This is a genomic window from Streptomyces sp. KR80, from assembly GCF_052245555.1.
In the GTDB taxonomy this organism is placed as follows: Bacteria; Actinomycetota; Actinomycetes; order Streptomycetales; family Streptomycetaceae; genus Streptomyces.
In genome coordinates, this window is record NZ_JBQQCD010000019.1 from 115,244 (window position 1) to 122,131 (window position 6,888).

At 70.7% G+C, this 6,888-nt stretch carries 7 protein-coding genes; 1 reads left to right on the forward strand and 6 read right to left on the reverse strand.

Going from position 1 to position 6,888, the window contains the following annotated elements; genetic code table 11:
• Positions 1–53 precede the first annotated feature (53 nt).
• Complete coding sequence (locus ACTWQI_RS24185) at positions 54–2,759, reverse strand: ATP-dependent Clp protease ATP-binding subunit (protein WP_443273665.1); 2,706 nt, start codon at positions 2,757–2,759, stop codon at positions 54–56.
• A gap of 391 nt (positions 2,760–3,150) precedes the next feature.
• Here ACTWQI_RS24185 and ACTWQI_RS24190 point away from each other — a divergent pair, with 391 nt between their 5' ends.
• A complete protein-coding gene (locus ACTWQI_RS24190; protein WP_443273667.1) occupies positions 3,151–3,555 on the forward strand; it encodes a pyridoxamine 5'-phosphate oxidase family protein in 405 nt (134 codons plus the stop codon).
• Between the two features lie 72 nt (positions 3,556–3,627).
• On the opposite strand, the gene ACTWQI_RS24195 is transcribed toward ACTWQI_RS24190, so the two are convergent.
• The 5 genes from ACTWQI_RS24195 to ACTWQI_RS24215 all read right to left on the reverse strand — a co-directional run.
• Complete coding sequence (locus ACTWQI_RS24195; protein ID WP_443273668.1) at positions 3,628–3,993, reverse strand: cupin domain-containing protein; 366 nt, start codon at positions 3,991–3,993, stop codon at positions 3,628–3,630.
• A gap of 153 nt (positions 3,994–4,146) precedes the next feature.
• The gene (locus tag ACTWQI_RS24200; protein WP_443273669.1) at positions 4,147–4,608 is read right to left on the reverse strand and encodes a heat shock protein transcriptional repressor HspR; all 462 of its coding nucleotides are present in this window, start codon (positions 4,606–4,608) and stop codon (positions 4,147–4,149) included.
• Between the two features lie 19 nt (positions 4,609–4,627).
• The gene (gene dnaJ / locus ACTWQI_RS24205) at positions 4,628–5,812 is read right to left on the reverse strand and encodes a molecular chaperone DnaJ (protein WP_443273671.1); all 1,185 of its coding nucleotides are present in this window, start codon (positions 5,810–5,812) and stop codon (positions 4,628–4,630) included.
• A 39-nt stretch (positions 5,813–5,851) separates the two neighbouring features.
• Positions 5,852–6,562, reverse strand: coding sequence for a nucleotide exchange factor GrpE (gene grpE / locus ACTWQI_RS24210; RefSeq protein ID WP_443273673.1), 711 nt, complete (start codon positions 6,560–6,562; stop codon positions 5,852–5,854).
• Positions 6,559–6,888 (reverse strand): Hsp70 family protein (locus ACTWQI_RS24215; protein ID WP_443273674.1); only part of this gene is annotated, 330 nt, incomplete at its 5' end. The genes grpE and ACTWQI_RS24215, both read right to left, overlap by 4 nt.

The following is a 6,888-nucleotide window of genomic DNA, read 5'->3' on the forward strand; positions in this document are numbered from 1 at the left end:
CGGCGGCCCCGGCGGGCCGCCGTTTCCCGGTGCACCGGGACAGGACAACGCGGTTATTCGGCGGCGGACACGGTCAGGCGGTTCCCGTCGAGATCCACTTGGACGGTGTCGCCGTCCTCGATCTCGCCCGCCAGGATCGCGCGGGCCAGCTGGTCGCCGATCGCCGTCTGGACCAGGCGGCGCAATGGCCGCGCGCCGTAGGTCAGGTCCGGACCGGGCTGCGACACCCCGTAGGTCGCGTCGATCACCGGCTCGTGGCCGAGCCGGGACAGCCACTCCAGCGCGGCGTCGGTGACGTCGAGCGTGAGCCGGCGGCCGGTGAGCCGGCGCTGGAGGTGGTCGATCTGGAGCTGAGCGATGCGCTTGAGCTGGCCGGTGCCCAGGGCGTGGAAGACCACCACGTCGTCGAGGCGGTTGAGGAACTCGGGCCGGAACGAGGCCCGTACGGTCTCCAGCACCCGCTCCCGCTTCTCGTCCTCGCTCAGGGACGGATCGACCAGGAAGGGGGAGCCGAGGTTGGAGGTGAGGATGAGGATGGTGTTGCGGAAGTCGACCGTACGGCCCTGACCGTCCGTCAGCCGCCCGTCGTCCAGCACCTGCAGCAGGATGTCGAAGACTTCGTGGTGCGCCTTCTCCACCTCGTCCAGCAGCACGACGCTGTACGGCCGCCGGCGCACCGCCTCCGTCAGCTGGCCGCCCTCCTCGTAGCCGACGTAGCCGGGCGGGGCGCCGACCAGCCGGGCGACGGAGTGCTTCTCGCTGTACTCGCTCATGTCGATCCGGACCATGGCCCGCTCGTCGTCGAAGAGGAAGTCGGCGAGCGCCTTGGCCAGCTCGGTCTTGCCGACACCGGTGGGTCCGAGGAAGAGGAAGGAGCCGGTGGGCCGGTCGGGGTCGGCGATGCCCGCCCGCGAGCGGCGTACGGCGTCCGAGACGGCGCGTACGGCCTCGGTCTGGCCGATCAGCCGCTTGCCGATCTCGTCCTCCATGCGCAGCAGCTTCTCGGTCTCGCCTTCTAGCAGTCGCCCGGCGGGAATGCCGGTCCAGGAGGAGACCACGTCGGCGATGTCGTCCGGGCCGACCTCTTCGCCGACCATGCCCTGCAGGGCCTTCTGCTCGGCGACGGCCTGGTCCAGCTCCTTGCGGGTCTGCGGGATGACCTCGGAGCGCAGCCGGCCCGGGGTCACCCAGTCACCGGTTTCCGGGGCCTTGCGCTCGGCGAGCTCCAGCTCGGTCTCGAGTTCGTCGAGGCGCTTCTTCAGGTCGCCGACGCGGGTGTGAATCTCCTTCTCGGTGTTCCAGCGGGCGCGCAGGCCGCGCAGCTTCTCCTCCTTCTCGGCGCGGTCCTTGCGCAGCCGGTCCAGCCGCTCGCGCGCGTCCGGAGAGAGGTCCTTCTCACGGTCCTGCTTCTTCAGGCCGTGCTTGCTGAGAAGGGTGCGCTCCTTATCACTGGCGTGGGCGGCGAGCAGCGACTCCTCCTCCATCAGCAGCCGGTCGACGGCGCGCTGCAGCTCGTCGATCTCGACGGGCGAGGAGTCGATCTCCATCTGGAGGCGGGCGGCGGACTCGTCGACCAGGTCGATCGCCTTGTCGGGGAGGAAGCGGGAGGTGATGTAGCGGTCGGCGAGGGTGGCGGCGGCGACCAGCGCGGAGTCGGCGATCTGCACGCCGTGGTGGGCCTCGTACCGGCCCTTGAGGCCGCGGAGGATCGCGATGGAGTCCTCGACGGTCGGCTCGTCGACGAGCACCTGCTGGAACCGGCGCTCCAGCGCCGGGTCCTTCTCGATCCGCTCGCGGTACTCGTCGAGCGTCGTGGCGCCGACCATGCGCAGCTCGCCGCGGGCGAGCATGGGCTTGAGCATGTTGCCCGCGTCCATCGAGGAGTCGCCTCCCGCGCCCGCGCCGACGACCGTGTGCAGCTCGTCGATGAAGGTAATGATCTGGCCCTCGCTGGCCTTGATCTCGGCGAGGACGGTCTTGAGCCGCTCCTCGAACTCACCGCGGTACTTGGCGCCTGCGACCATCGCGCCCAGGTCGAGCGCCACGAGCCGCTTGTTCTTCAGGGACCCGGGCACATCGCCCTTGACGATGCGCTGCGCCAGGCCCTCGACGACGGCGGTCTTGCCGACGCCGGGCTCGCCGATGAGAACCGGGTTGTTCTTCGTACGCCGGGACAGCACCTGGATCACGCGGCGAATCTCCTGGTCACGGCCGATGACCGGGTCCAGCTTGCCCGTACGGGCCAGGGCCGTGAAATCCGTGCCGAACTTCTCCAGGGCCTTGTAGGTGCCCTCCGGATCGGGGGTGGTCACGCGTCGTCCTCCGCGCATGGTCTCGAAGGCGTCGAGCAGCTTCGCGGCGCTCGCGCCCTGCTGGTCGAGCACGGTGCCCGCCTGGCCGCCTTCGGCGGCGATGCCGATGAGCAGGTGCTCGGTGGAGATGTAGTCGTCGCCCAGCTCCTTCGCCCGCCGCGCGGCGTCGGTGAGAACGGCCAGCAGCGTGCGGTCGGGCTGCGGGGCGGCGACGGTGGAACCCTGTGCGCTGGGGAGCGAGCCGAGCAGACGCTCGGCCCCGGACCGTACGGCCGCCTGATCGGCCTCGACGGCGGCCAGCAGGTCCTGGATGTTCTCGTTGTCCTGGCCCTCCAGGAGGGCGAGCAGCAGGTGCACGGGGTTGATGTCGGGGTTCCCTGCCGAGACGGCGCGGCTGCCGGCGGCGCTGATCGCTTCCTGGCTCTTGTGGGTCAGCTCGGCGTCCACGGTGTGCACTCCTCCTCATCCTCGGCTCGCCATCGAGCCCAATCCTGCCACATTCAACGTGCAGTAAGTTGAGTCCATTCCGCTCAATTCTGCTTCGGCGGGCGGTCGACCGAAGGCCGGCATGCGCGACGCGCGCCGAGGAGCGACGCTTGAGCCAGAAAGCGGGAGGTGGTGGGGCATGAGGCGGACCGAGATGGCGTCGGTGCACCGCTGGATCTACCGGGGAGCGGCGGTGGTGCTGGTCATCGTGGTGATCGTCGCGGTGATCGTCACCGTCTTCGCCTACGCATGACGCGCCTGGCCGGCACTCTCCCCCAGCTACCGCTGGGAGGTGCCCCCCGCCCCATCCCGGTGCGCGGAAGCGGGTTTCGCACCGCATAACCTGCTCACCATGGCCATCGACCCGCGTGACCCCAGCCCCGAGTACCTCGCGTTCTGGCGCGAGCGCCATCTGTGCACGCTGACCACGCTGCGACCGGACGGCAGCCCGCACGTGGTACCGGTCGGTGTCACCTACGACCCGGAAGCCGGGATCGCACGGGTGATCACCAACAAGAACAGCAGGAAGGTCGCCCATATCCAGGCCGCGGGCGCGGACGGCGCGCGCGTCGCCGTCTGCCAGGCGGAGGGGAAGCGCTGGGCGACGCTGGAGGGCCGCGCCGTGGTGCGCACGGCAGCGGACCTGATCGCCGACGCCGTCCGCCGATACAGCGAGCGCTACGGACGGACCCCGGCCCCCAACCCGGACCGCGTCCTCATCGAGATCGCAATCCACCGGGCCATGGGCCGGGGCTGAGGCGCCCGTGAGCTACGGCTGTTCCTCGATGACCTCCAGATCGACGCACCGGGGCTCGCCCGTGCGCAGGGGCTAACTTCCCTTCCGCTTCGCGTAGTCCACCGCCGTCGGCCCGGCGAAGTCGTACGCCACGCACGCCTCGTCACCGACGGTCCAGGCATCGTGCCCGGGGGAACACACGAAGACCTCTCCGGGACCGACCTCGGTCTCGGATCCGTCGTCCATGCGGATGTGCAGCCGCCCCTGCACCACCATCCCGTTGTGGTGGAACTGGCAGCTCTCGGTCCCGGCGATCGGTGCGACGTCCTGAGACCAGCGCCAGCCGGGCTCGAAGGTGGCCACGGCGAAGTCCAGTCCCGACAGGTGCACGGCTTCGAGGTGGCCGTGGGGGAATTCTCGCTGCTCGTCCGGCTTAGTGGTGGTCTTGACCTCCAGCATGGTGGTACCTCCTTTTCGGACCACACCTCCATCGTGCGCCCGCCCCCGGGACATGCGCGACAGCGGCCGACTGGGGGCGCCCCACACAACCGCGAGCCCTCCTCCGCTTCCGTGCGGAGGAGGGCTCGCGGCACTTCACCAGGCAGCCGACGGCTACTCGGAAGCGTCCCGCTTGGGGCGCCAGACGACCAGGGCGCTGGTCTGCTGGACGTCCTGGTAGGGGACCAGGTCGCGGCGGTACGAGGCGTGGACGGCCGCCTCGCGCTGCTGCATCGCCGCCGCGGCTCCCTCGAGCGCCTGCTGGAGCTCGGCGACCCGCGCCTGGAGCGCCGCCACCTGGTTCTCCAGCTCGATGATCCGCTTGATGCCCGCGAGGTTGATGCCTTCGTCCTGGGACAGCTGCTGCACCTGCCGGAGCAGCTCGATGTCCCGGGCCGAGTAGCGGCGGCCACGGCCGGCCGTACGGTCCGGGGACACCAGGCCCAGCCGGTCGTACTGTCGCAGGGTCTGCGGGTGCAGCCCCGACAGCTGGGCGGCCACCGAGATGACGTAGACGGGCGATTCGTCGGTCAGCTCGTAGGGGTTGCGGCCCCTGCCTCCCCTGCCTCCTGGCATGCCTCCTCGGCCGTCCATCTCATGCTCCCTTCGCGGCCTGGAACAGCTCCGCCCGCGGGTCCTCCCCCGCGGTCGCCTCGGCGAAGGCCTCGAGGGTTTCCTTCGCCTTCTCACCGAGGTGCTTCGGCACACTGACCTCGACGGTGACCAGCAGGTCGCCGCGGGTGCCGTCCTTGCGCAGCGCACCCTTGCCCCGCGCGCGCATGGTCCGCCCGTTCGGCGTGCCGGGCGGCAGCTTCAGCGTCACCGGCGGACCGCCGAGGGTGGGCACCTTGATCTCACCACCGAGCGCCGCCTCCGGATAGGTGACCGGCACGGTGATGGTGAGGTTGTCGCCCTTGCGTCCGAAGACCGGATGCGCGTCGACGTTCACCAGTACGTACAGGTCGCCGTTGGGGCCGCCGCGCTCGCCCGGTGCACCCTTGCCGCGCAGCCGGATCCGCTGGCCGTCCGCGACCCCCGCGGGGATCCGGACCTGCATGGTGCGGGAGCTGGTGGCGCGCCCGCTCCCCTTGCAGACCTCGCACGGATCCTGGGCGATCAGCCCGCGGCCCCGGCAGTCCACGCACGGGTCGGTGAGCGAGAAGCCGCCACCGCCGCCGCGCGAGACCTGACCGGTGCCCACACAGGTCGGGCACACTCGGGGCGTACCGTTCTTGTCGCCGGTGCCGGAACACGCCTTGCACGCCGCCGAACTGGACATCCGCAGCGGGACCGTGGCCCCGTGGACCGCCTCGGTGAAGCTGAGCGTCACCTCGGACTCGATGTCCTGGCCGCGGCGTGGCTGGGTGCGGGTGCCCGGGCCCCCACGGCCGAACAGGCCACCGAAGACATCGCCGAGCCCCCCGCCGAAGCCGCCGGCCCCGGCTCCGGTTCCGCCCGGGGCGCCGCCGAAGAGGTCGCTCAGGTCGAAGTTGAAGCCGCCGGGCCCGCCCGCACCCGGCCCGGGGCGGAAGGCTCCGTTGCCGAACAGGGCGCGCGCCTCGTCGTACTCCTTGCGGCGCTTGGGGTCGGCGAGGACGTCGTTCGCCTCGGAGATCTCCTTGAAGCGCTCCTCGGCCTTGGCATCGCCCTTGTTGGCGTCCGGGTGGAACTCGCGGGCGAGCTTCCGGTACGCCTTCTTGATCTCCGCCTCGGTCGCGTCCTTCGGGACGCCGAGGACCTTGTAGAGATCCTTCTCCAGCAAGTCCCTGCTGAGGCTCATCCTCGACGTCCCTCCTCTCCTGATGTCACGTCAGCGGCGTCAGCCCTCGTCCGGGCCACCGCTCTCCTCGTCCGACGTCGGTGTCTCGCCCTCGGCGCCGCCCTTGGGCTGGGCGCCGGGCTGCGGCTCGGCGACCGCGACCCGCGCGGGGCGGATCGTACGTTCGCCGATGCGATACCCCGGCTGCAGGATCGACACGCACGTGGTCTCAGTGACGTCCGGTGCGTAACTGTGCATCAGCGCCTCGTGGATCAGCGGGTCGAAGGGCTCGCCCTCCTTGCCGAACTGCTGCAGACCCATCTTGGCGACGACGGTCTCCAGCGATTCGGCGACGGACTTGAAGCCGCCGACCAGCTCACCGTGTTCCCGCGCGCGGCCGATGTCGTCGAGCACCGGAAGCAGCTCGGTCACGAGATTCGCGATGGCGATCTCCTTGACCGTGATCCGGTCCCGCTCCACCCGCCGGCGATAGTTCTGGAACTCGGCCTGGAGACGCTGGAGATCGGCGGTGCGCTCGCCCAGCGCCATCCGAACCTGGTCCAGCTGCGCCTGCAGGCCTACGGTCTGCAGCCCGTCCCCGGCCGCGGCCGCCGGGCCCGCCGCCTCGGCGGACCCGTTGGCCTTCGCCGCATCGTCCGGCCCCTGGGAGTCGGGGCCCGGCGCGGCACCGGCGGACCCTTCCTCCCCGAAGGGGGACGAGGAGGGAGGGACGTCGGGCTGCTCTTCGAAGCCCGGGGTCTCCTCCGTCACGCGGCACCATCCTTCGGCTTCTCGTCGTCGACGATCTCGGCGTCCACCACGTCGTCCTCCGGCCTCGCACCGTCAGGACCCGCGGCACCGGCCGCGCCCGCACCCGCTGCCTGGGCATCGGCGTACATCGCCTGGCCCACCTTCTGGCTGACTGCGGCGACCTTCTCGGTCGCGGTGCGGATCTCCGCCGTGTCGTCGCCCTTGAGCTTCTCCTTGAGGTCGGCCACCGCCGTCTCGACCTCGGTCTTCACCTCGCCCGGGACCTTGTCCTCGTTGTCCTTGAGGAACTTCTCGGTCTGGTAGACGAGCTGCTCGGCCTGGTTGCG